The sequence below is a fragment of the Bacillus sp. YC2 genome (genome assembly GCF_019891195.1).
Taxonomy (GTDB): domain Bacteria; phylum Bacillota; class Bacilli; order Bacillales; family Bacillaceae; genus Bacillus.
The window spans coordinates 1-22,540 of record NZ_JAHXDO010000013.1; the positions used below are offsets into that span (position 1 = coordinate 1).

The 22,540-nt window shown below is 41.5% G+C and carries 28 protein-coding genes and 2 pseudogenes; 8 read left to right on the forward strand and 22 right to left on the reverse strand.

Going from position 1 to position 22,540, the window contains the following annotated elements; translation table 11 throughout:
* Positions 1–706 precede the first annotated feature (706 nt).
* A complete protein-coding gene (locus KY305_RS20140) occupies positions 707–964 on the forward strand; it encodes an HNH endonuclease (RefSeq protein WP_262417844.1) in 258 nt (85 codons plus the stop codon).
* A gap of 45 nt (positions 965–1,009) precedes the next feature.
* On the opposite strand, the gene KY305_RS17010 is transcribed toward KY305_RS20140, so the two are convergent.
* Both KY305_RS17010 and KY305_RS17015 read right to left on the reverse strand, forming a co-directional pair.
* Complete coding sequence (locus KY305_RS17010) at positions 1,010–1,402, reverse strand: UPF0715 family protein (RefSeq protein WP_223063549.1); 393 nt, start codon at positions 1,400–1,402, stop codon at positions 1,010–1,012.
* A gap of 129 nt (positions 1,403–1,531) precedes the next feature.
* Positions 1,532–1,906 (reverse strand): UPF0715 family protein, encoded by a 375-nt coding sequence (locus KY305_RS17015; RefSeq protein ID WP_223063550.1) that lies wholly within the window; start codon positions 1,904–1,906, stop codon positions 1,532–1,534.
* A 243-nt stretch (positions 1,907–2,149) separates the two neighbouring features.
* Here KY305_RS17015 and KY305_RS17020 point away from each other — a divergent pair, with 243 nt between their 5' ends.
* Positions 2,150–2,905, forward strand: coding sequence for a class I SAM-dependent methyltransferase (locus tag KY305_RS17020; RefSeq protein WP_262417845.1), 756 nt, complete (start codon positions 2,150–2,152; stop codon positions 2,903–2,905).
* A gap of 34 nt (positions 2,906–2,939) precedes the next feature.
* On the opposite strand, the gene KY305_RS17025 is transcribed toward KY305_RS17020, so the two are convergent.
* The 4 genes from KY305_RS17025 to KY305_RS17040 all read right to left on the reverse strand — a co-directional run bounded on the left by KY305_RS17025 (position 2,940) and on the right by KY305_RS17040 (position 5,110).
* On the reverse strand, positions 2,940–3,791 hold the full coding sequence (locus KY305_RS17025; RefSeq protein WP_223063551.1) for a LysR family transcriptional regulator: 852 nt from the start codon (positions 3,789–3,791) through the stop codon (positions 2,940–2,942).
* A 33-nt stretch (positions 3,792–3,824) separates the two neighbouring features.
* Positions 3,825–4,181 (reverse strand): hypothetical protein, encoded by a 357-nt coding sequence (locus KY305_RS17030; protein WP_223063552.1) that lies wholly within the window; start codon positions 4,179–4,181, stop codon positions 3,825–3,827.
* Positions 4,151–4,852: a hypothetical protein gene (locus KY305_RS17035; protein ID WP_223063553.1), complete on the reverse strand. Its 702-nt coding sequence runs from the start codon at positions 4,850–4,852 to the stop codon at positions 4,151–4,153. The genes KY305_RS17030 and KY305_RS17035 overlap by 31 nt, the downstream gene beginning before the upstream one ends.
* 66 nt (positions 4,853–4,918) lie before the next feature.
* Entirely contained in the window at positions 4,919–5,110 is a 192-nt protein-coding gene (locus KY305_RS17040) for a hypothetical protein (protein WP_223063554.1), read from the reverse strand.
* Between the two features lie 352 nt (positions 5,111–5,462).
* Here KY305_RS17040 and KY305_RS17045 point away from each other — a divergent pair, with 352 nt between their 5' ends.
* Complete coding sequence (locus KY305_RS17045; RefSeq protein WP_223063555.1) at positions 5,463–5,978, forward strand: GNAT family N-acetyltransferase; 516 nt, start codon at positions 5,463–5,465, stop codon at positions 5,976–5,978.
* 450 nt (positions 5,979–6,428) lie between these two features.
* Here KY305_RS17045 and KY305_RS17050 read toward each other — a convergent pair.
* Positions 6,429–6,775: pseudogene (locus tag KY305_RS17050) on the reverse strand (peptidoglycan recognition protein family protein); the annotation flags it as partial.
* A gap of 287 nt (positions 6,776–7,062) precedes the next feature.
* Here KY305_RS17050 and KY305_RS20410 point away from each other — a divergent pair.
* Entirely contained in the window at positions 7,063–7,272 is a 210-nt protein-coding gene (locus KY305_RS20410) for a site-specific integrase (RefSeq protein WP_396021543.1), read from the forward strand.
* 141 nt (positions 7,273–7,413) lie between these two features.
* Here the strand turns inward: KY305_RS20410 and glnA are convergent, their stop codons facing one another.
* The 5 genes from glnA to spoVK form a co-directional block, all read right to left on the reverse strand.
* Positions 7,414–8,748, reverse strand: coding sequence for a type I glutamate--ammonia ligase (gene glnA, locus KY305_RS17055; protein WP_214799097.1), 1,335 nt, complete (start codon positions 8,746–8,748; stop codon positions 7,414–7,416).
* A gap of 58 nt (positions 8,749–8,806) precedes the next feature.
* Positions 8,807–9,211, reverse strand: a complete 405-nt coding sequence (locus KY305_RS17060; RefSeq protein ID WP_214799099.1) for a MerR family transcriptional regulator — start codon at positions 9,209–9,211, stop codon at positions 8,807–8,809.
* Positions 9,212–9,320: 109 nt separating this feature from the next.
* Positions 9,321–10,586, reverse strand: a complete 1,266-nt coding sequence (locus KY305_RS17065; protein WP_223063556.1) for a methionine gamma-lyase family protein — start codon at positions 10,584–10,586, stop codon at positions 9,321–9,323.
* A gap of 15 nt (positions 10,587–10,601) precedes the next feature.
* A complete protein-coding gene (gene hflX, locus KY305_RS17070; RefSeq protein WP_223063557.1) occupies positions 10,602–11,864 on the reverse strand; it encodes a GTPase HflX in 1,263 nt (420 codons plus the stop codon).
* Between the two features lie 128 nt (positions 11,865–11,992).
* Positions 11,993–12,961 (reverse strand): stage V sporulation protein K, encoded by a 969-nt coding sequence (gene spoVK / locus KY305_RS17075; RefSeq protein ID WP_223063558.1) that lies wholly within the window; start codon positions 12,959–12,961, stop codon positions 11,993–11,995.
* Positions 12,962–13,265: 304 nt separating this feature from the next.
* Here spoVK and KY305_RS17080 point away from each other — a divergent pair.
* Positions 13,266–14,019: pseudogene (locus tag KY305_RS17080) on the forward strand (N-acetylmuramoyl-L-alanine amidase).
* A 44-nt stretch (positions 14,020–14,063) separates the two neighbouring features.
* Here KY305_RS17080 and KY305_RS17090 read toward each other — a convergent pair.
* The 9 genes from KY305_RS17090 to KY305_RS17130 all read right to left on the reverse strand — a co-directional run bounded on the left by KY305_RS17090 (position 14,064) and on the right by KY305_RS17130 (position 20,836).
* Entirely contained in the window at positions 14,064–14,684 is a 621-nt protein-coding gene (locus tag KY305_RS17090) for a hypothetical protein (protein WP_223063560.1), read from the reverse strand.
* Between the two features lie 47 nt (positions 14,685–14,731).
* Positions 14,732–15,721: a class 1b ribonucleoside-diphosphate reductase subunit beta gene (gene nrdF / locus KY305_RS17095; protein ID WP_223063561.1), complete on the reverse strand. Its 990-nt coding sequence runs from the start codon at positions 15,719–15,721 to the stop codon at positions 14,732–14,734.
* A gap of 17 nt (positions 15,722–15,738) precedes the next feature.
* Positions 15,739–17,841 carry a class 1b ribonucleoside-diphosphate reductase subunit alpha gene (gene nrdE, locus KY305_RS17100; RefSeq protein WP_223063562.1) on the reverse strand — a complete coding sequence of 701 codons (2,103 nt, stop codon included), beginning with the start codon at positions 17,839–17,841 and terminating at the stop codon, positions 15,739–15,741.
* Positions 17,801–18,193: a class Ib ribonucleoside-diphosphate reductase assembly flavoprotein NrdI gene (gene nrdI / locus KY305_RS17105; RefSeq protein WP_223063563.1), complete on the reverse strand. Its 393-nt coding sequence runs from the start codon at positions 18,191–18,193 to the stop codon at positions 17,801–17,803. The genes nrdE and nrdI overlap by 41 nt, the downstream gene beginning before the upstream one ends.
* Positions 18,194–18,453: 260 nt before the next feature.
* Positions 18,454–18,666 (reverse strand): hypothetical protein, encoded by a 213-nt coding sequence (locus KY305_RS17110; protein ID WP_061520624.1) that lies wholly within the window; start codon positions 18,664–18,666, stop codon positions 18,454–18,456.
* Between the two features lie 82 nt (positions 18,667–18,748).
* Positions 18,749–19,024, reverse strand: coding sequence for a YmzC family protein (locus KY305_RS17115; protein WP_223063564.1), 276 nt, complete (start codon positions 19,022–19,024; stop codon positions 18,749–18,751).
* 94 nt (positions 19,025–19,118) lie between these two features.
* The gene (gene hfq / locus KY305_RS17120) at positions 19,119–19,340 is read right to left on the reverse strand and encodes an RNA chaperone Hfq (RefSeq protein ID WP_003154064.1); all 222 of its coding nucleotides are present in this window, start codon (positions 19,338–19,340) and stop codon (positions 19,119–19,121) included.
* A 39-nt stretch (positions 19,341–19,379) separates the two neighbouring features.
* Positions 19,380–20,324, reverse strand: coding sequence for a tRNA (adenosine(37)-N6)-dimethylallyltransferase MiaA (gene miaA / locus KY305_RS17125; protein ID WP_223063565.1), 945 nt, complete (start codon positions 20,322–20,324; stop codon positions 19,380–19,382).
* Positions 20,325–20,422: 98 nt separating this feature from the next.
* Positions 20,423–20,836, reverse strand: a complete 414-nt coding sequence (locus tag KY305_RS17130; protein WP_223063566.1) for a YmaF family protein — start codon at positions 20,834–20,836, stop codon at positions 20,423–20,425.
* A 90-nt stretch (positions 20,837–20,926) separates the two neighbouring features.
* Between KY305_RS17130 and KY305_RS17135 the strand changes: the two genes are divergently transcribed.
* From KY305_RS17135 to erbB, 3 genes are all read left to right on the forward strand, one after another.
* A complete protein-coding gene (locus KY305_RS17135) occupies positions 20,927–21,232 on the forward strand; it encodes a hypothetical protein (protein ID WP_223063567.1) in 306 nt (101 codons plus the stop codon).
* Between the two features lie 129 nt (positions 21,233–21,361).
* On the forward strand, positions 21,362–21,676 hold the full coding sequence (gene erbA, locus KY305_RS17140; RefSeq protein ID WP_223063568.1) for an SMR family multidrug efflux transporter EbrA: 315 nt from the start codon (positions 21,362–21,364) through the stop codon (positions 21,674–21,676).
* 15 nt (positions 21,677–21,691) lie between these two features.
* Entirely contained in the window at positions 21,692–22,045 is a 354-nt protein-coding gene (gene erbB / locus KY305_RS17145) for an SMR family multidrug efflux transporter EbrB (protein ID WP_214799129.1), read from the forward strand.
* Between the two features lie 13 nt (positions 22,046–22,058).
* Here erbB and KY305_RS17150 read toward each other — a convergent pair whose 3' ends face one another.
* On the reverse strand, positions 22,059–22,511 hold the full coding sequence (locus KY305_RS17150) for an OsmC family protein (protein WP_214799131.1): 453 nt from the start codon (positions 22,509–22,511) through the stop codon (positions 22,059–22,061).
* Between the last annotated feature and the right edge of the window lie 29 nt (positions 22,512–22,540).

Genomic DNA, 22,540 nt, shown 5'->3' on the forward strand with positions numbered 1-22,540 from the left:
CAGTAGCAGTTTACATAACAATTCAGTTAGTTCAATCATTTTAAATAACAAAACTTTATTTCTCTTTTAAGACTCTATCCCCTTCTGTAAGAAGGGGGTTTTATTAAAATCATAGTTTTATTGTCTATTTTTCTGTTTTAATCACTATTTGACACTCCATTTTATAATCTGTTTCACCGGTTTCAATCTCCAAACAGGAAAGAAAATCCCCGTACGAAGAGTGTACATACCCTTACATCTGATGAAGATATAACAGATAATGAAGCTGGTTATGAAGAAAAAAACTATGAAGACTATTCAGATGTATCAGATGATCCTTATTAACACAACTTAGCTGATGCTCCCATTTATGATGGTGATTTAGAAGATGATTTAACTAATGATTCTATCTCTGAAGAAGCTCAGGATGTAACAGACAAAGTCTTTGATGAAAACATAGTTAACGGAACAGAAGAAAAGACTGACCCAGAAGCAGATGCAACCGGAACTGATGAAGAACTTCATGCTCAGTTCGGCTGGTTACTTCCCCGGTAATCGCTGTTGTTAGCCGTGTCGGAGGCAAACTATTAGTTAAACAGACGCTCAAATCCACAACAAAAAAGATAGCTGTAAGAAATGGTAAGCTAGCCGGCAAAAAGCCAAAAACAGGAGTGAAATTTAAGTTTCCAAAGGTTTTCCTGTTTTTGCTGCAAAGTATAATTATAATTTGACATTAGGGCAAATCAAATCATCAAATGCTATTCAATTTAAGAATGCAAACTATGCTTTAAAACAGGCAATTAACACTTGGGAACACGCAAAAAAATTTAACAAATATCAAATTCAAGATATTAAAAATGGAAAGACACCTAGAGGCTACTTATGGCATCATCATGAAAACAGAGGAAGACTTCAGTTAGTAGACAAGAATATTCATAAGAAGACTGGGCACACTGGTGGACGTTCTATCTGGGGTTCCCTGTAACAAAATCCCCCTTTGAAAAGAGGGATTCTTTAATTGCTGTTTTTATTAAAGTTGCTCATTTTTCTTAACCGTAGCCTTTTGAACAAAAACAGAGTCCCATACCCAGAAGATTAGAGCAAATGAGATACTAAATAAGTAAATTTCATGACTCTTTAAAGTTTCTTTGTAATTATGCAGATCGGTTAGCACTGCAAAGACAAACCAAACTGAAAATGAAAAGAATATGTAAATCAAGAGGTATCTTAAATTAAACTTTTTAGGATTACGGTTTAAGAAAAGTTGTACAGGTAAAGCAAAAACAAAATAGAATATTAAAAGAATAACACAAATTATAAAGTAAGGAATGTAATCATCATCATAATCCACACTGTTAACATAAACAAGGGCAGCACATATTGCAGACATAACAAGAACGCTTAAGTAACTTAATGCTCGCATTTTTAAACCCCTTTTCATACATAAACTTATTCTATTTTGTCTATTTCCCTCCTATAACCAATTAACCTATCCAGATTAAAGCACGATATTTAATCTGTTTCAAATGGTGTTTTTATTCAGAGTGCACAGTTACTTAACCGCAACTTTTTGTACAAGAATAGAGTCCCAAAGCCAAAAGATCAGAGCAAATAGTACACTGAATAAGTAAATCTCATAACTCGCTAATATAGACCCTATTGGATTATAAGGTTCAAAGAGAACGACCATGATTAGCCATGCAACAAATGAACACACTGTGTAGATTAAGAGATATTTAAAATTGAACCTTCTAGGATTTCGGTTTAAGATAAGCTGCAATGGCAATTCAAAAATTAAATAACATGTCAACATGATCCCACACATTATAAGATAAGGAATATACTCAGCTTGATCAAGGCTGACAACATATACCAGTGTAGCACATACAGCCGACAAAACCAGTACAGCTAGGTATCTTAAAACCATCAATTTTAACTCCTCTTACGATTAAACAGTCTGATTCAAACATTGTTTTTATTAAAATTAACAGATTTTTGACCAGTTGACCAACCAAAGATAAAGGTCAAAAATCGCAAAAAACCTACCGGCGGTAAACGAAAATGAGCCATTTGATTCCAGATAGGAATCAAATATTACTTAATTAATTATTAGATTAATCCACATCTGACATGATAATCTGAATATATCAACATTTGGGAGATGGTATAAATGACCAATTGGAATGCAACTCTTTATGATAACAAGCACAAGTTTGTTTCAGTTTTTGGTGAAGATCTTGTTTCCTTCCTAAATCCACAAAAGGGAGAACATATTCTAGATGTTGGTTGTGGGACAGGAGATTTAGCTCATGGTATTTCAAAAAGTGGTGCTACTGTTACTGGCATTGATGCTGCAGAGTCTATGATTGAAGCTGCTAAAGAAAAGTACCCTAATATCCACTTCAGTGTGCAAGATGGCGAGCAGTTTTCTTTTGACCTTCAATTTCATGCAGTGTTCTCAAATGCTGCCATTCACTGGATGAAAAACCAACAGAAGGTTGTTCAAAATTGTTATGATGTTCTTCTCCCCAATGGCCGTTTCGTGGCTGAATTAGGTGGGGCTAATAATATCCAATCTATTGTGAATGCCATAAAAGAAGCATCCGATCGTCTATCAATTCCGTATAATGCTACTTTATTCCCTTGGGTGTTTCCAACAAAAGAGGAAATGACAGACCATCTTATCAATGTTGGTTTTAATGTAATAACAATCGAGCATTATGAACGACCAACACCTTTAGTTGAAGAAAATGGTATTCGTAATTGGCTTGAAATGTTTAGTAACAATATGTTCAAAAACCTTTTAAATGATGAAAAAGAAGCAATTTATAGCGAATGCGAACGTATTTTACATCCTCAACTTTATAAAGAAAATGGTTGGGTTGCAGATTATTGGCGCCTCCGTTTCATTGCAAAAAAGCCTTAATACAAAGCAGCTTGGATACTCTCCAAGCTGCTTTTCATTTTTTATATATAGCGATACAAGCTTCTATAAATCTATCAAATAAAGGATGTTCGTATTTAGTATAAACGAATGTAGAGGATAGAACGTCATCATCTATTTGAGGAATTTGAGCAAAAAGTTCTCCTTTTCCTACTTCCATTTGGACAACGCTTTTAGGTAAGAATGCAATACCCATCCCTTGTTTAATAAAAGTTTTAATTACTTCCGTTTGGTTCAGCCTTTCTATTTGGCAATCCCTTGGCAAATGACGTTCAATTTGCTCCCAGTATGGAGAAAATGCATGTGTATATATTGGATAATCTTTTATTAATAATTTAAAATCCTCTGCATCAAATGGTTGAGGACCTACAATCATAACAGGTTCATTTGCAATCATCGTTGTTAATAGTTCTCTAGTTGAGAGAACTTTCGATAATCCGATATCAATTTGTTGCCGAAAAACAGCCTCGCCAATCTCATTTGATGGTAAGATGTCAATTTGAATAATTACATCTGGTTGAAGTTGTTTAAAATGCCGAATAATAAGAGGAAGAGTGGAATTTGCAATTTGAGGAGCCACCCCTAAAGAAACCTTTCGAGAATATCCAGCCTGAAATGCTTTCATTTCCCGAACTATTTGCTCTTCAAACTCTACTAATTGAATTGCTCGGGGTAAAAAATAATGGCCATTTGCATTTAAAATAACTCGTTTTTGAACTCGGTCAAATAATTGGATATGCAATACTTTTTCGAGTTTTTGAATTTGTTTTGAAACAGCTGATTGTGTCATCATCAATTCTTCTGCAACTTCTCGAAAGTTCTCCTTCTTCGCTGCCAACAGGAATGTTTTTAGTAGTTCAATTTCCATATCATCCCCCCTTTTTTAAATTTGCAATTCTAATCAGATTTTATTATTTGTTATACCTCTAACGGAGTTCACAATTGGTATTTTAAAGCAAGGATTGGATTGTTGCAATTGACACCCCAGTATTTTTGAATTTGAAAACAGTTTGCTCCACCATGTTATCTTTTCCTCCTGCGCTGCTGCGATCTCCAAGCGTTTTTCTTCCATAGTCCGGTTGATACTTCGCATTAGTAATCGATCACGTTTTTCAATTGAGTCATTCATTTTTAATTCAAAAGCGTTGAACATTTCTTCACGCTCTTGCTCAATAGCTTTTACCACTGCAACATGCTTGCAATTAACAAAAAAGCTGCACTCAATTGTTATTTTTCGTAATAATAAGCTTTGACCCAATCATAGTTTCTATCCTTATTTTCACACCATTCAACAAATCCCTTTGATTGTTCTTCTTTAAACAACAACCAGTCATTCAACAGATCTTGATAATAGTTAAGTACTTCGTTATTGTTTTTTCTTGTTTGTCGACATTCTACCTTGTTGTTTAACTGCTGGGACGTAGTAAGAAGTTCTGTATCTTCTTTAATATCGCCAAGATACAAATCTTCGGATATATGATGAAAAGAATACCAAAGGGAGTTTAAATTAATATCGATTAGCGTTAATAAGGATAATTGTTCGTTGTTACCACCAAGTCTAAGTGCATTATGTAAGTAATCGACACGGTTTTCTTCAGTATTTAAAAACACACCATACCATCTGTATGGTCTTGGATCTGCGGGATTACTCTTTATCCATAACTCAAGTAAAGGCTTTAAAAGTTCCTTTTCCAAAGGATGAACGAGTACATGGTGAATATCATCTGATGTTTCAAATAAAGCAAATAGCCAACTAGCAAAATTCTGTTGAGCATTATTATCCCACGTCTTGGCTTCATCGATAAAGAAAGATAATGCTTTAAAGGATTCCTTTCGTAACCCTTTTTCTTTGAGAGAGCAAAACTTTTTAAATAATGGGTATTCATCCAATCTGTCATTTTTTAAGATATTAGTTAAGACATTTATCATTGTTCACATCTCTCTTTTTTCAGAATAAACGACATGGTTTATTCAGTTTTATATGATAAAATCAATTTATTTTCTTTTAACTATGATTTCAATTTCATCACCTTCAATGAGTTCAAAGCTGCCTGGCACATTATTTTCCGTTAATATATCAATTCCAGTTAATAACTCACCTGCATCTTGAATTACGCCATTTTCATCTTTTACACACCACAATTCATTATCTAATAGCACTGTACCCTTAAATCGAAATTGTTTCATAGTTACTTCTCCTTTATAACAAAAAATATATTGCCTTCATTGGCTCATCTTACCTTAATTATACAACCGAGCATCAGCTGAGACTACCTATTTTAACCTGCTGGTCATGTTCAGTTTCATCATGTTAGTCTGCTGCTTACCTTATTTTCTTTAAACTGCTCCATCCTCGTGATAATCATCTTTAGACTCACACTTTATTGCAAATAAAATCCCCTTCATTTTTTTGGTAAGAGGATAGCCCTCTATAATTCCCCCATATGGAAGTCGATACTATGAAAATAGTGTCCATCTTTTCTATTAAGGTACAATAAGTAAGAAGAACTTTTATAAGTAAAAGGGGGATTGAGAAAAAATGCCTCAATTAATCTTTAAGAAATTTGAAGCAACAGACTTTAACGATTACTTCCAACTAGTGTCGAATGAACAAGTTATGGCACAAATTACAGAACGAGCGATTCCGTTAGGAGAGGCTCAGGTAAATTATCAAAAGTTATTAGAGCGTAATGAAAAATATGAGTTTTATGGCTCTTATAAAGTTTACAATCGTGTGGCAGAAGAATTTATTGGACTTGGACATTTAACATTAACTGAACACAAAAGCGAAGAAGCAGAAATTGGCTATATGATATTGCCTAAATATTGGGGGAAAGGATATGGTAGTACAATTGCAAAACAATTAATTGAATTAGCTAAACAAACAAATTTGAAGATATTGAAAGCAGTTATTGATCCAGAAAATATCCCTTCTAGAAAAATTTTAATAAAGCAAGGATTTACTTCAGAGAAAATTTGTGAAATCGAGGGGTTACCTGGAGAAATTTTAAGCATGTTTATAGGAGAAAAAAGTAGAAGATATACCTCATATTAAACAACTTTAAAGAGCCATACTACAATAAAACGTAGAACAGCTCTTATTTTTTATGTTTAAATTAAATAACTTTTTTATTATTTTACAGGTTCACCTTTATTCTTTTTGAATTCGTTCTTGATCCGATCAAATACTTCTCTTGTTTTTTGCTCTGTTCCTATGTCCAATCCTAACAATTGATTAAATAATCATTTCCAAGATCAACCTTTACAAAAGCTAATCCCAAGTGTTTTTGTTCTGTACCGTCATTTCAATCTCTCCTATCTGTTTGAAATTGTTGTTTTATTTAAACTTTAATGAGTGTCATGATGTAAGGATTAAAAGCTTTGATGTATCCATGATGTAATACGATGTGTTATTTACCGTTTCACTGTAAGATTGTCCACCCCTCAAAATCATTTATTACGTCTTTTTCTTCAGCTGTCATATCTTGATACTTTACCTTTCCATATGCTCCTTCATTAGCTTTTTGATCAGCCATTGGGGTATTTGCCACAGCTTTTTCAAAATCTCCATCGTTCTCGCAAATTTCAATACCGATAGACTTACGGTTGCCGGTGCCGCCATCGCCGGCGTGCCAGCCGTTCTCGTTCAATGGCAGATGTTGATATATCTCTTTTTCGTCAACTGTAAAATGCCAGCTGGTTGGTGTTTCCGGATTTTTCTCATAACGGGCGTGCATGGCTGCGTTTGCCCCTTTTGCTGTGTTCGCCGTGTTATGAACTGTGATATTATGCCTGGTTCATTGCGTATCCCGTTCTGTTATTGTGTCCCGCTGGAATAAAGTTTTGAGTCATTTTCCTATGTTTCATCGTCTCCTTTTGAGTAATAAAAAAGCCGCTGAGTTATTCAAATCTCAATTTCTAAAACTCTAGATTTTAAAGCAATCTCAAAAGATGAATTGTTTGGTGACCCTAAGACCTACTCATCCAGACGTATTATTACTATTGAACAAAGGTTGGTTAATGAACTTCTCCAACTAAGAACAACGACAAAACGAAGATAAACTTCAGCTTAAATAAGATCTATCACCATGACCTTAACTTAGTCTTCACTCGATGGTTCACATTTACTTAAATCGTCCTTGTTTAATGCTTTTGTCCGAATACTAAATAAAACTGGTTTAGAGAAACTCCCAATTCACGCCCTTCGTGACACACATGCTGTTTTGCTCCTTGAGTCAGGTACATCAATGAAATATGTACAAGAACGGTTGGCCATAAAAGTATTCAACTGCCGTCAGATATTTACTCACACATCAGCAAAAAAATTGACAGAGAGATTCAATGAATAAGTACGAGGATTATATCTCCATAATGATGGAGTAATTTTTTGTGGGTGTTTTGTGGGCGGTACATGATTTATATTAAGTTATTAAATTTGTTAACAAATCAAAAGATCCCCTGACCACCAATTGTGCCAAGGGATTGAGAGATTAATACTGAGACATATACTGTTCGCGCTCCCAAGGGTGCACTTGTGTGCGGAACATATCCCATTCGATTTCTTTTGCTTCGATGAAGTGTTCGAATAGGTGCTCTCCAAGGGCGCTGACCATGACCTCATTTGATTTGAATTCGTCGAGGGCTTCCGCCAGTGTTGCCGGAAGGTCTACGATTCCGTTTTCCATACGCTCTTCTTTGCTCATGACGTAGATGTTGCGGTCAATCGGAGCAGGCGCTTCGAGTTTGTTTTTGATTCCGTCAAGACCTGCTGCAAGCAATACGCTTAACGCCAGGTACGGGTTTGCTGCAGGGTCTACGCTGCGCACTTCAACACGTGTGCTGATGCCGCGGGAAGCCGGGATACGGATAAGCGGGCTTCTGTTTTGCGCGCTCCATGCCACGTAGCAAGGTGCTTCATAACCGGGAACGAGACGTTTGTAAGAGTTCACTGTCGGGTTTGTGACAGCCGTAAAGCTTGTCGCGTGTTTCACGATACCGGCAATGAAATGCTTTGCCGTTTCGCTCAGCTGAAGTTCAGCGTCTTTATCAAAGAATGAGTTAACGCCATCTTTGAAGAGTGATAGATTACAGTGCATACCTGAACCGTTTACGCCGAACAGCGGCTTCGGCATGAATGTCGCATGCAGGCCGTGCTTGCGGGCGATTGTTTTTACAACGAGCTTAAACGTTTGGATGTCGTCGCAAGAACGGATGGCGCCGGCATATTTAAAATCAATTTCGTGCTGTCCGGGCGCAACTTCATGGTGAGACGCTTCGATTTCAAAGCCCATTTCTTCAAGTTCCAAAACGATATCACGGCGGCAGTTTTCTCCCAAGTCAGTCGGAGCTAAATCAAAGTATCCGCCTTTGTCGTTTAATTCAAGTGTCGGTTCGCCTTTTTCGTCCAATTTGAATAAGAAGAATTCAGGCTCAGGCCCAAGATTGAAATCACTGAATCCAAGTTCTTGCATTTCTTTCAAAATCCGTTTGAGGTTGTTTCGCGGATCACCTTCGAACGGCGTGCCGTCCGGATTGTAGATGTCACAGATGAAACGTGCTACTTTACCTTTTTCAGCCGTCCATGGGAAGATGACAAATGTATTTAGGTCAGGATATAAGTACATGTCAGACTCCTCGATGCGAACAAAACCTTCAATGGAAGATCCGTCGAACATGCATTTATTATCGAGTGCTTTTTCAAGCTGGCTCACAGGAATTTCAACGTTTTTAATTGTTCCGAGAATGTCTGTAAATTGAAGACGGATATACTTAACGTTTTCCTCATTTACTAATTTTACGATATCTTCTCTTGTGTACTTTGCCATTTCGTAAAACTCCTCCTCTAAAAAGGTAAATGTATATAGCAAAACAGTTGCTAACGGATTAATGAAAGAATCGGGACATATCACCTTGGCGGAAGGTATTGCCTCTTTGGAAACGGCCTGCCTGCATCAGTTCATTTTTCAGAAGTTTTCTGAGTTCATCGTCAGACAGATTGTGCTTCATCGATTTGGCTGTTTTTTCGGATTTTTCTTCCGGCTGGGCAGATGCCTTATCCAGAATTTGCTTAATCCCCGCCATATTGACACCTTGTTCAATCAGGTTCTTAATTTCTAACAGTTTATCTACATCATGGAATGAAAATAATCGTCTATTCCCTTCGCTTCTTGCCGGAAATATCAGTCCATTTTCCTCATAATATCGAATTTGCCGGGCAGACAGTTCTGTTAACTGCATGACAATTCCTATTGGAAATAAAGGCATTGAGCGGCGAATGTTATCACTCATCTCAATTTCCTCCTTTTCTTATCTTAGTCTCATTATAGGTGATGTTATATTTTGTGTCAACAATATGTAAGGAATCTTAACATGAAATTCTTTGAAAATTTCAAATGGCTTATATCAGACCTTTTTCCATTAAAGCATTTACTGCGCTGCAAATTGCATTTTTGACGTGCGCATAGGTTAATCCTCCTTGGACGTACGCGACATAAGGAGGTCTGATTGGGCCATCCGCTGATAATTCAATACTCGCCCCCTGCACAAACGTGCCTGCAGCCATAATGACATCATCCTCATATCCCGGCATATAGCTTGGATACGGTGTCACATGCGCATTAATCGGAGAAGCATATTGTATCGCCTGGCAAAAGGCGATCATTTTATCAGGGTCGTTAAACTCGACCGATTGGATCAGATCCGTTCTTTTCGTGTCCCAAGCAGGATTTGATGTGAAGCCCAGTTTTTCCAGGAAACGGGCGGTAAATACGGCGCCTTTCAAGCTTTGCGCCACAACATGCGGGGCAAGAAAGAAACCTTGGTACATTTCCTGAAGCGAATAAAGCGATGCTCCGGCTTCTCTTCCGATTCCCGGTGAGGTCATCCGGTATGAGCAGGCTTCAATCCACTTTGCTTTGCCGACAAGGTAGCCGCCCGTTTTGGCAAGGCCGCCGCCTGGGTTTTTAATCAATGAGCCGGCCATGAGGTCTGCTCCGACATGACAAGGCTCACGCTCTTCCGCAAATTCCCCGTAACAATTGTCCACAAAAACAATTACATCTTTTTTTATTTCCTTTACGAAACGGATCATTTCCTCTATTTCTTCTATACAGAAAGACGGACGGTTGGCGTATCCTTTTGAGCGCTGGATGCCGATTACTTTCGTATTCGGACCGATTGCAGCGCGTACCGCTTCAACATCCACTTTGCCTTCTCTTGTTAAATCAACCGCATTGTAGCCGATGTTAAATTCCTTGAGCGAGCCTGAATGCTCTCCGCCTCTTACCCCGACGATTTCTTCAAGCGTATCGTAAGGCTTGCCCGTGATATAAAGCAATTCGTCTCCCGGTCTCAGCACACCGAATAGCGCAATTGAAATCGCATGTGTTCCGGAGATGATTTGCGGTCTCACCAGCCCCGCTTCTCCTCCGAATACATCGGCATAAATTTCTTCCAGTGTATCTCTTCCGATGTCATCGTATCCGTATCCGGTTGACGGGGTAAAATGAGTATCGCTTACTTTATGCTTTCTGTAGCTTTGCAGCACTCTCCATTCATTCCGTTCACTGATTTCTTCAATTCTTTTATGAACGGCGGAGATTTCTGCTTCTGTTTCTTCGGCGGTCTTTTTTAAAAGGGCGCCGTGTGTCAGTGTGTCAAACATTTTGTGTATCCTTCCTTACATGAATTTCTTCAGCTCACCGAGTATGCTTTGTTCCGCTTGAACGTATCCGGAGATCTCGTAGCGCTCACTTTCTTCATTAAAATAAAGACTGTCGATCATGGTCTCTGATTTGATTCGCGAAATCAGCCTGCCTTCCGCAGCCGGCACACGCGCCTCATACGGTGTCAGAAGCTCTCGACGCAAATAGGCTTCGATTTCCGCTTTTAATTTCGCTTCGTCGCCTCCTATTCTGGCGCTGATCATAATGTGTTCGTTTCCTGAAGTCGGAATAAAATCCGGGTGTGTTTCGTCCCGTTTGTTATAGGCGGTTAAAACCGGAATATCATCTGCCTCAAGTTCTTTCAAAAGACTGAGAACGGTATTTTCGTGCCCGGCGTAATCCTCATTCGAGGAATCAATCACATGGATGATTAAGTCTGCTTCTTTTACTTCCTCGAGCGTTGACCTGAAAGCGGCAATTAAAGTCGTCGGCAGGTCTTGAATGAACCCGACCGTATCGGATAACAGCACACTGTAGCCGCTCGGAAGCGCCATTTTTCTTGTCATCGGATCAAGCGTCGCAAACAGCAGATCTTCCTCGTAGCTGTCAGAGCTTGTTAATCGATTAAACCACGTTGATTTGCCCGCGTTGGTATAACCGACAAGCGCTGCCTGAAGCACACCGTTTTTCTTCCGTCTTTCCCGGTAACGGCTTCTGTGGCGAATGACCGTTGACAGCTGCACGTTAATTTCGTGAATGCGGTTTCTGATGTGGCGCCGGTCGGTTTCAAGCTTTGTTTCCCCCGGCCCTCTCGTCCCGATTCCCCCTCCTTGTCTGGAGAGATTAATCCCTTGTCCGCTCAGCCTTGGAAGCGCATACTGAAGCTGCGCTAATTCGATTTGAAGCTTTCCTTCCCGCGTTTTCGCTCTTTTCGCGAATATATCCAAAATGAGCTGCGTACGGTCAATGATTTTTGCCTCAATTGCAGTCGCAAGTGATTTGAGCTGGCTCGGTGACAGCTCATCATTAAAAATGATCAGATCCGCTTCAAGCTCTTCACATAACGCCTTCAGCTCTTCTGCTTTCCCTTTACCTATATATGTAGCCGCATCCGCTCTGTTCCGCTTTTGCGTAATCTGTGTCAGCACCGTTCCGTCAGCTGTTTTCGTAAGTGAAGCAAGCTCGTCCATCGAATGGTCAAAATGCTCGTCCGTCATGTGCGGCAGCTGGCAGCCGACCAATATGACCGTTTCCTTTTTTACTTCCTGTTCGTTCAAATGGATGTTCCTTTCTGTGTCGTATTGGGCAGTAGTACTATCATACCAAACCCGCAGGACGTATACCACACATCCGGCGGGTTTTAAAGAGAGATATGAAAAAAAGACCTCTCAAGCAGGTTGAGAGGTTATTCGGGGCCCGCCGTTTCGTCTTTTATGAATAAATCCTGGCTTTTAATCGTCATCAGATCGCTCTTTAAGTACTGGTCTCCCATTAAAAGTCTCATCGCCTGAGCGCGGATTGATTTTTCAATCACATTTCTGACAAAACGGCCGTTGCTGAATTTAATGGGACTGGTTGTGCTTTTCACTGTCATTAAGTAATCTTTCAACTTCCGTTCAGCTTCCTGGCTTAATTGGTATTCCCGTTCCAAAATCATACGCTTTGCAATATCCATCAGCTGGGTTACCGTGTAATCCGGAAAGTCGATACTGATGGGAAAACGCGATTGCAGACCCGGGTTTAATGAGAGAAAATGTGTCATTTCTCTCGAATATCCCGCAAGAATGAGAATAAACTCATGCTGCTTATCTTCCATATGCTTGACAAGGGTGTCAATCGCTTCTTTTCCGAAATCCTTTTCCCCGCCTCTTGCAAGCGAGTAGGCTTCGTCAATAAATAAGATGCCTCCGAGCGACTTTTTAATTAAATCTCTCGTTTTTTGAGCCGTGTGCCCGATGTATTCTCCAACAAGATCGGCTCGTTCGGCTTCAATCAAATGGCCTTTGGAGAGAACGTTCATTTCAAAAAACAGCTTGCCGATCAGTCTCGCGACGGTTGTTTTGCCGGTTCCCGGGTTTCCTTTGAACATCATATGAAGGGCTTGTTTTCCGACTTTCAAACCTTGTTCGGCCCGTTTTTGATTGACGAAAATCCACGCGTAGATTTCTTTAATGTTACGTTTCATTTCTTCCATACCGACTAACGTGTTCATTTCCTTTTCAATTTCTTTCAGAATGCTGTGTTTGGCTTCGTTTTTTTGCAGAGCAGCCTGATATTCCGCCTCCGCTTCAGCATTTGTCAGCACTTGCTTTTGACCGTTTAGAATAATGTTAATTTGTCCGTTATTTTTATAGGTTACAGCGCGCTCCAACATGCTCACCTCTCTGTTCTCTCTTTATCTTATTCATGAAAAAGGCGTTTGTGACATCCGCCTATCATGAGGGCCATTTTTTCATTTGCCTCTGTCATATTTTCCGCTCTCTTCGGGAATGGTGTTGAATTCTGCGCTTTCCCGAGAAATATTTTTCATTCCCTATTGTATTCAGCATAAACGGAAGGACAAACCATTTAATTTTATTTTCCGGGAAATGGCGGGCGTTTTTCTTATTTTTTTCAGCAATGACAGTCGTACAAGCACCTTTTATATTCCATCATATGCTGTAATGAGGTGATGGAGAATGGTTAAAATCTTTATAGATCCCGGACATGGCGGCACTGATCCAGGTGCAGCCGGGAATGGCCTTCAGGAAAAAGCAATCACTTTGGAGATCGCGCTGGCATTACGCACGATTTTGACAAATGAGTATGAAGGGGTTTCTGTCTCGATGAGCAGGACAAGCGATAAGACGGTCAGTTTAACTGAAAGAACTGATGCCGCCAATAGCTGGGGCGCAGATTACTTTTTATCCATTCATGTTAATTCAGGGGGAGGCACCGGGTTTGAGAGCTATATTTACCCGGATGTCGGAGCACCTACCTCCACTTACCAGTCAGCTCTTCATTCACAAATAATAAAAGCGTCCGGCTTTGCGGATCGCGGTAAAAAGTCAGCCAACTTTCATGTGTTAAGAGAAACAAAAATGCCGGCCTTGCTTACGGAAAATGGTTTTGTTGACACGGCGGCAGACGCGAATAAGCTGAAGACATCCAGCTTTATTGAAAGCTTGGCGAGAGGACATGCTAATGGCTTGGAGCAGGCTTTTAATCTAAAAAAAAATCTTATATAAAGTCCAAATCGGCGCTTTCAAAGTAAAGGCGAATGCTGATGCGCTTGCTGCCAATGCCAGGTCAAAGGGATTTGATGCGATTGTGCTGGCAAAAGACGGCCTATTTAAAGTTCAAATTGGCGCATTTTCTTCTAAAGGCAATGCAGACGCGCTTCTGGCAAGAGCAAAAAAAGCTGGGTTTGACGCGGTTCTCATTCAAGACTGAACAAAAAACCCTGTTCTCCCGCTTGGGCGAACAGGGTTTTTCAGCTATTTCAGGATATCGGCGACAAACTGGGACCATGTTTCAAGACGCTGATACACATCTTCCTGTTGTAAGTCAGAAATGTTCATCCAGCGGCCTGCAATTTGGTCTTTTTCTTTCACTTCTACGTGCGCTCCCGGTGCTAATTGAAGCGCCGAAAGAATACCGATATGCACCTTTCCCACACTGTTTTCGTCATCATTGATTAAACCGAGTGTGACTATGTTTTGTTTATCGTCCTCATTGATGTGCAGCTCTTCGGAAAGCTCGCGGTCTGTGTTCAGTTTCAGCACTTCAGAAAATGAAGCGGCGCCTTCAATCTGATTCATGTGGCCGCCGAAGCCGAGTGATAATTTATTGTGGAGGCGCGCTTCCCCTCCTCCTGCCAGCCGTTCATACACAAATACCTCATCATCGCGGCGGATGACGACATATGGGATCGGCTGCTTAAAACGCGCGTCCTCTTCCGCGTCGCCTCTTCTCATTTCATGATAATGCGCCTCCATGTGAGACATGATGTTTACAATACGTTCATCTTCACTGTTGACTCCCTGGAAAGTTAACGTTTCTTTTTGAAACACATCTTCCCTCGGGGCAACCAAGATGATTTCATCCATTTTCCCCATGTCTGTTCCTCCTTTTTAAGTCTCCGTCAAGCCGAAAAGAGCAGATATTATATCTGCTCTTCGTCTTGATCAAAATAAAAATCGTCGTCTTTAATCGGTTCTACCGTAGCTTTTTTATAGCCGTTCCCCTTCATGGAGAAGAAGTCGTGCGATTTCGTTTTTGTATTTAAACCGTTTAAGACGATCGGATTAATGTCTTCTTCTTCAAAGTGAGGTTCGAACCCTAAGTTCATCAGCGCTTTATTGGCGTTATAGCGGATAAATTTCTTTACGTCATGAGACAGCCCGACTTGGTCGTACAGATCCTCGGTATACTCAAGCTCATTATGGTAAAGCTCCTCTAAAAGCGCAATCGAAAATTCGCGAAGCTCCGCTTTTTTCGCTTCTGTTTGTTTGTTGTATATTTCTTGGGCAAGCAGTCCGACGTATACGCCGTGAATCGCTTCATCACGCAAAATAAGGTTGATAATTTCACCGCTTTGCATCAGTTTTCCCTGGCCGTAGAAATATAACGGATAATAAAAACCGCTGTAGAAAAGGAAACTTTCCAAATAAACAGAAGCAACCATGGCTTTAAATAGAGAAATCTCGTCATCTTTTTTAATGGCGCGGTAAAGGCCGACAACGGTTTGGGCTTTTTTCTGCAAAAATTTGTTTTGTTTTACCCATTCGAATACTTCGTTTATCGTTTCAGTCGGCGCCAGCGTCATAAAAATATTCGAATATGACTTCGCATGCACCGCGTTTTCCATCATCGCCATAAAATTGAGCACGGCTTTGCGCTGGTGGCCTTCTACATGTTCAGCCACAATCGGCATGCCCGTGTTTCCCTGCTCTGTATCAAGCAGCGTCAGTCCGGCAAGCACCTTCATGTACGTGTCCTGCTCATTTTTACCTAAGTATTTCCAAGTGAGGAGATCGCCGTTTAATGCGATCTCTTCCGGAAGCCAGAACTGCTTCACATTTTGGTTGTAAAACATCTGGGTGAAATCATCTTCATGCTTTGACCAGTTTGCTGCGTCATAAATTTTTGTCACTGTAAACTCTCCTTTAATCAAACAACACAAGAAAGACAGCTGTCCTGCCCGGTATCTTTCGTTCTTGCATAGTAAATGGTTTTAATGCCTCTATGGTGGGCATACAGATCAATACGGTTCAGATCACGAGTGGTCATCGTATCTTTTAAGAACAGGGTAAAGCTGATTCCCTGATCGATATGCTGCTGGATTGTCGCGATCATATCCACCACTTTGAACATATCCATGTCATAGGCCTCTTTGTAGAAGAACCAGTTATTTGACGCTAATCCCGGCATTGGGTAATACGTTTTTGAGTTTCCGTATGTTCTTTCTTCGATCCGTTCCATAATCGGCATAACGGATGCCGTGCTGGATTGAACGTATGAAATGGAGCCGGTCGGCGCAATGCACAGTCTGTAGCTGTGGTACATGCCGTTTTCGGCCACGAACGCTCTCAGCTCTTTCCAGTCTTCAATGGTCGGAACGTGCATGCCTTCAAACAGCGCGGCGATTTTGTCGTATTTCGGCGAGAAATCATTTTCTACGTATTTATTGAAGTATTCTCCCGTTGCATAAGAAGAGCCTTCATAATGCTCAAACGTCTCTCCTTTTTCTTTCGCAAGCTCGGCCGAACGCTTGATGGAATAAAAGTTCACCATCATAAAGAATGTGTTCGCAAAGTCTCTCGCTTCCGGGCTTTCGTAGGCGATACTGTTTTGCGCAAGGTAGCCGTGAAGGTTCATGGCGCCTAAGCCGATCGACTTCATCGCTTTGTTCGCGCGTCGTACTGCAGGCGCGTTGCGGATATCCGTCGTCTCGGATACATGCGTCAAGGAATCCGTCGCAAGTTTCACCGTACGCTCAATCGATTTATGCTTCATCACATTCAGAATGTTTAAAGAGCCGAGGTTGCAGGAAATATCCAAGCCGATTTCATCTTCCTCATCATAGTCGGTATATGAGGAAACTTGGGATGCCTGAAGGACTTCTGAACACAAGTTCGAAAATTTCACTTTTGAAACGTGGTTGTTCGCGTGCTCTTTGTTTACATTGTCTTGGAACATAATATACGGATAACCTGATTCAGAGCGCAGGACCGCCAGCTTTTCAAGCAATTTGCGCGCATTGACTTTTTCTTTTTTCACGCGCGGATTGTCCACAAGCTCCTCATACATCGCCGTCATGTCCATTTCGTCCATATGCTGGCCGTATTCTTTGTAAATGGTGTGCGGATAAAATACATAAGCCGCTTTGTCTTCTCTCGCAAGCTCAATGAACTTGTCCGGAATCACGACGCCGATGGAAAGGGTTTTAACGCGGACGTCCTCATCGGCCGAGATCTTTTTCGTATCGAGAAAATCATTAATATCACGGTGGAAGATGTTCAGATATGCTGCTCCTGAACCTTGTCTTTGTCCCATTTGGTCAGCATAGCGGAACGCGTTATCGAGAAGCTTCATGACGCCGACGACACCTTTTGTGGCGTTTTCTACGTCTTTAATCGCTTCACCTTTCGCGCGGAGCTTCGACAGGTTAAGGGACACGCCTCCGCCGAGCTTAGAAAGCTGCATGGAGATGTCAATCGCTCTTGATATATCGTTCAGCGAGTCATTGACTTCGAGAAGGAAGCAGCTTACAAGCTCTCCGCGGCGTTTGCGTCCGGCATTTAAAAATGTCGGCGTGCTCGGCTGATATTCCTGATTAATCATTAAACGCACATAATCTTTCGCTTTTTCTGCGTCGCCGTTTGCAAAAAACAGCGCCACAATTGAAATTCTGTCCTCATAACGCTCAAGGATTTTTTTCTTGTCATTCGTTTTCAACGCATAATCGTTATAAAATTTAAATGCACTCATGAAGGATGGAAAACGAAATTTCTTCGCGTAAGCTGTCTTAAACACTTCTTTTATCTCTTCTAATGAATAGAGGCTCAGAAACTCTTCTTCGTAGTATTGATTTTCAATCAGATAATCCAGCTTCTCTTTCAGATCGTGAAAGAATACTGTGTTTTGATTGATATAGTCAACAAAATAGCTATGTACAGCCTCTTTATCTTTATCAAACTGGAATTTTCCATCTTTTTGGATCATAATTTCGTTATTTAACTGAATCCATTTTGGCACTTGGTTTTGTGACAACTTTTTCTACCTCCTGAGTAAACAATTCAACGTCTTTCGCTGTGCCGCTGAGTTCAAATTTATGCAAGACCGGCACCTGATACTGCTTTGAAATCGTGTCGGCGCTTTTGGCAAAGTACTCGCCCCAAACCTTGTTGCCGCTCGCTGCGACTCCTATCAGCAGATGGGCGTTTTTTTCGAGAAATGCCTGTGTTGATGCCGGCACCTGTCCGAAGTTTGTCGTGTAGGTCACCAATACAAACGGAGTGTCCAGATCTTCAATCTCGTCCACCTTGCGGATCAGCTGGAAGTCTGTTTTATTCACAAAACGCTGAACATTCCCTGTCTTCGAATCGAATATGATTTGAACCATCCTTATCACGACCTATCAAAAATAATGAATCTCTTAACACTATATATAGTATACTAACCTATCAGAAAAACACAACATATTGAGATACATTTATAAAAAGTTCATATTTTTGAAAGAGCGGACTGCGGCTCTGGCTCGTTTAGCGCCCAAAAAAGAGAGCAGAACGAGAATCATCTCTCATCCTACTCGGGGTGTCATTTTTTAAGCCGATGTCTATCATAACATGAAAAAAAACTGCTTAGTAGTCTAGACTTTTTTTCTTATTTTTTGTAAGAATCGCATTTTTCGCTTTCAACGGTTTCTTCTATCTCCACGTCAGCACCGATTTCTTTCAGCACGGCTTTAAGAGCGCTCGTAATCGATGCTTCTCTGATTAACTCTTTGCCGTCTACGATGATGCTGGTTCCATATTCATAGCAGGAATCATCTTCACAGGTTTCTTCCCAGTGGTTGATTATCACCTTGTGTTTCAATATTCTCACCCTCTGCATGATCAATGTCAGTACCTAGTTTAGCTGGTGCTGCCCGCTTTGTAAATTCGAATGCTTGTGAAATTTATTCAAACTCATCCAGTGACGATTCTTTTTTCAGCTCGATTTTATTGGTTTTTTCCTCGTACCGGTAGATTTTTAAATAGCCGTCCTGAACAACACCGAAATGATTATTTTCAAGCGGCACCGTGCCTTCTGTCTGCGGCTGGGCATCTGATGAATCGCTGTCATCGGTCGTCACAACGGTCTCGTGATTGCCGCATGCCCCAAACAGCAAAAATACCGCAATCCAAACAAGCGTAATTCTGATACGTCTGAGCTCAGACTCACTTTCAAACAATATTCTCCCAGCTCCTTTAGTCTTTCGGATATATGATCATCAATATACATATCAGCATAAAAAAAGACCATTTCTCATGGTCTTTATTGAAAGTCTATTCAAGCTCAAGCTGCACGTTTTTTTGCGGAGCGAAGGTGGAGATGGCATGCTTATAAATGAGCTGCTGCTTTCCTTCCGTTTCAAGCAATACCGTAAAGTTATCAAAGCCTTTTACCTGGCCGCGAAGCTGAAAGCCGTTGAGTAAAAAAACTGTGACGAACGTATTGTCTTTTCGGATTTGATTCAAAAACTGATCTTGAATATTAATCGGTTTCATGTTTCGTCCTCCTTGGTTCTCAATACCATACAGTTTCGATTAAACTTCCAGTTTTCCTGCTATATACTCGAAAATTTCCTTTTTTTTCAGTTCAATATCCACAGGCGGTGTCATATCTGTCCATATGACGGGCATTTTATTGCGAAACCAGGTCAGCTGGCGTTTCGCGTAGCGTCTTGAATTTTGTTTTAATTGCCCGACGGCTTCAGACAGCGTCACCCTTCCGTCAAGATATTCATAAAGCTCCTTATAGCCGATTGCCTGAATGGATTGGCTGTCTCGCAAACCCCGGTCATACAGCCGCTCCACCTCGTCAAGAAGTCCCGCTTCCATCATCATGTCGACCCGCTCGTTAATTCGGTCGTACAATGCCTGTCTGTCCATCGTAAGCCCGATGAGAACGGCATTGTACAGCATTTCCCGTTTTTGGTCTTTAAGATGCTCAGACATCGTTTTTCCTGACGTATGTAAAATTTCCAGCGCGCGAATGACTCTTCTCGTGTTATTTTCATGAATGGCGGCTGCAGCTTCCGGATCGGCCGCCGCAAGCTTGGCATGGAGAGCACCTGCTCCCTCTTCGGCCGCCAATTGCTCCATGTTCTCGCGGAAGACCGAATCACCGGAGTTTTCTGTAAATGTATAGTCATACAGCACAGACTGAATGTATAATCCCGTTCCCCCGACAATCATCGGCAGCTTTCCTCTGTTTGCGATCTCACTGATTTTCGCTCTCACCATCGTTTGATAATCCGCTGTTGAAAATGAGTCAGACGGTTCCAAAATATCAATCAGGTGATGGGGGACGCCCTCCATTTCCTCTTCGGTGATTTTGGCGGTTCCAATATCCATCCCTTTATACACCTGCATGGAGTCCCCGCTGATGATTTCAGCATTCAGCATTTTTGCAAGCCGGATGCTTACATTTGTTTTTCCAACTGCCGTCGGTCCGACCAGAATGACGACAGACTGTTTTGAATTATTCACTATGTATCACTCTCTTTTAACAATCTCCCTCCAATTATAGCACTCATTTCTCTATCCACCTATCCATTTTGCCCTTTTTCCGAAGCGCTAAACGTCGATTACCATCCGAGCGGCTCATTCCCGACAACCTCCCTTGTTTTCCCCTTCAGCTTGTGGCGGTGCGTTTTTCTTTCTTCGTTTCGCGGATCGTAAACGACGCCTCCGTATCGGATTTCAATCGGCTCGTTGTAAGCGGAAAATGTGGTTTCCTCGAGCTCGTGGTAATGGGTTCCGTCGAGCCTTGGAATCGCCGGCCCGGAAATGCCGTAGTATCTGTGAAAATGGCCGTTATCAAAAGAGGTGATTCCCGTATAGTAATGTGTATGCTGATCTGTGTTGCTTCCGTTCTCGGGCTGTGAAAAACCTTCAATCCAATGATAATGCCCTTGCTGAACGTCCGTTTTCGCCTGGTAAGCATGTGTGTGCGGAGGTTTTTTTGACCAGTCAGACTGATACAGGCCCACGCGGCTCACTCCTTTATTTTTTTACAAACGCCCAATCAAAAATTGATGGGCTGAATACTCTGTTATTATCTAAAATTTATTCATGGAGGTACCTTAATTATGAATGAAGAACACACTTATGCAGAAGAAAGTGATATGAGACCGTTCGGGAGACCGGGATTTGGGTTTGGCCGTCCAGGATTTGGATTCGGGCGTCCGGGATTTGGGTTCGGCCGCCCGGGATTTGGGTGGGGATTTGGCCGTCCGGGATTTGGCTGGGGGTTTGGCCGTCCGTTTGGTTTTTACGGGGGGCCGTTCTTTGGCGGGCTTGTCGGCGGACTTGTAGGAAGCGCTTTATTCAATCCGTACCTGTACGGCGGTTATGGCTACGGTTATCCTTATTACCCGTATCCGTATTTCTATTAAGCAGAAAAGGCTCCCTTTGGATGGGGCCTTTTTATATAGGCCAAATGTCTTGACTTGACTGGCGCAGTTCAGATATTATTTTACTGCCCCATAGACAGGCAGCTGATTATAAAGAGAGGGGGATTTGATATGATTGCAGGTTATATCTTCCTCACAATTGCTATTTTATCTGAGTCAATGGGTGCCGTCATGCTGAAAATCTCCCGCGGTTTTACGCGCTTTTTGCCAAGCGTAATGGTAGTGGCAGGCTATTCATTGGCATTTTATATGCTCTCACTTACCCTGAACCTCATTCCGCTCAGCTTATCCTATGCGACATGGAGCGGAGTCGGAACGGTGCTCGCAGCCATTATCGGCGCAAAGTGGTTTCATGAAAAACTGGACAAGCAGGCTGTGATTGGGCTGATCTTATTGCTGGCCGGTGTCATCCTGATGAATTGGTAGAAAGGAGGCAGAAAGATGAAAGGGATTTTATATTTGGCAGCCGCCATTGTGTCAGAGGTGTTCGGAAGCACGATGCTGAAGCTGTCAGACGGTTTTACGCACCTGCTGCCCGCTCTCGGGGTCATCGCCGGAATCGGCGCTTCCTTTATGTTTTTAAGCTTTTCATTAAAAACCATCGATTTATCAAGCGCATATGCGACATGGTCAGGTGTCGGGACGGCTTTAACGGCAGTCGTCGGCTTTTTTGTTTTCAAGGAAGCCATGACAATCAAGATGATTATCGGGCTCATTTTGGTCATTGCCGGGGTGGTATTGTTAAATCACTCAAAATCACAAAAAGCAAAAAAAGATCAAACGGCCCGCAGCTGACCGTTTGAACTTATTATGCCCGGGCTGCTTTTACCTCAGCCTCCAGCTCCATTTCCACATTTCCTTGAATAGCGCGTGAAATCATACAAGACGACTCCGCTTTCTCCGCTAATTTCCTCGCCAAAGCAAAATCCGCTTCTTTCGCATCAGGCTTTAATAAAATAAACGGACGGTGAATGATTTTCTGATACGTAAACACCCCGTTTGTCACATCTACAATTCCTTCAGACTCCATATGTAAATCCGCTTTTTCCAATCCGCTTCTTTCCATCATTGCCGCAAGCGTAATGATATAACAAGTCGCGGCCGCTCCAAGCAGCATTTCATCGGGATTTGTCCCTTCTCCCGGCCCCTCCATTTCCTTAGGAATTGAAACAGCGGTTTGTAAATGGCCGCTTTTGATATCGCCGACATCATTGCGTTTTCCGGGCCAGTTTGCTTTTAAATAAAAATGATGTTTTGCCATGGTGCCATCCTCCTTTTTTTCATCTTTTT